The organism is Phyllobacterium sp. P5_D12 (assembly GCF_054049495.1).
In genome coordinates this window covers 1-1205 of the sequence record NZ_JBFUMG010000909.1, presented here as the reverse complement: position 1 = coordinate 1205, position 1205 = coordinate 1, and the positions used below count along the sequence as shown (strand labels likewise).

2 protein-coding genes are annotated in these 1205 nt (G+C 55.7%); both read left to right on the top strand.

Annotated features, from left to right (window positions below):
• Positions 1 to 37 precede the first annotated feature (37 nt).
• Positions 38 to 793, top strand: a complete 756-nt coding sequence (locus ACXJ5O_RS27535) for an SDR family oxidoreductase (protein WP_457302683.1) — start codon at positions 38 to 40, stop codon at positions 791 to 793.
• A gap of 74 nt (positions 794 to 867) precedes the next feature.
• On the top strand, positions 868 to 1205 hold a 338-nt coding region (locus ACXJ5O_RS27530), incomplete at its 3' end, for a cupin domain-containing protein (RefSeq protein ID WP_457302682.1).

The window sequence follows — 1205 nt, the reverse complement described above, 5'->3', positions numbered from 1 at the left end:
GTCACTAGCCTCAAAGGCCACAACGAGGAGATAAGTTATGAAAATTGTTATTATCGGTGGAACCGGGCTCATCGGATCCAAGACCGCCGTACGTCTGCGCAATAAAGGCCACGAGGTTCTCGCCGTATCGCCAAACACCGGTGTCAACACCATCACCGGCGAAGGCCTGGCGGATGCGCTGGTCGGCGCCGAGGTGGTTGTTGACCTTGCAAATGCGCCTTCGTGGGAAGACAAGGCTGTGCTCGAATTCTTCGAAACATCGGGCCGCAATCTGCTCGCCGCAGAAGCCAAGGCTGGTGTAAAGCACCACATTGCCCTTTCTATCGWGGGAACGGAGCGACTGCCGGAAAATGGCTACTTCAGAGCTAAACTTGCCCAGGAGAGGCTCATCAAGGAATCGCCCATTCCATACACAATCGTTCATTCCACCCAGTTTATGGAATTTCTGAAGGGCATTGCCGATGAAGCAACCGTCGGCACCGTTGCTCGCCTGTCTCCTGCGGCCTTCCAGCCCATCGCATCGGACGACGTTGCCGACGTGATGGCAGACGTAGCCGTCGGGAAGCCGCTTAACGGGACGATCGAGATTGCGGGYCCCGAGCGCGCTCCCATGAATGAAATCATTGCCCGGTATCTGAAAGCGGCCAACGATCCGCGGACGGTCGAGGCAGATGTCCATGCGCGTTATTTCGGGTCCGAACTCAACGATCAGTCGATCGTGCCCGGCAACGGTGCGCGGCTCGGCAAAGTAGGCTTTGAGGATTGGCTCCGTCACTCTCAACAGCCGAATTGAGCCAACCATCGAACAACCTGTCTTTAGCCCAGGTTTCGAACGCACATGAATCAACAACCAAAGGGATTACGACAATGAAGTCAGCTTTGTTAACGCTGTTTGTGTCGGTTTCAGCTTGCGTGCTCGGCACCTTGCCAGCCGTTGCTGCTGAAGATGGTGCAAAAGTCACGCCCCTCATGCAAAAGGACCTGCCGAATTATCCCGGAAAGGAGGGCCTGATGATATCGGTGGTGTATGAGGGTGGAGGGTCTTCACCAATTCACAAGCACGACGCAAATGCATTCGTCTATGTCCTCGAGGGCTCGATCGTGATGCAGGTCAAGGGAGAAAAGGAGGTCACCTTGTCACCGGGAGACACCTTCTACGAAAGCCCTTCCGACATTCACCTGGTCAGCCGCAACGCGAGCACGAC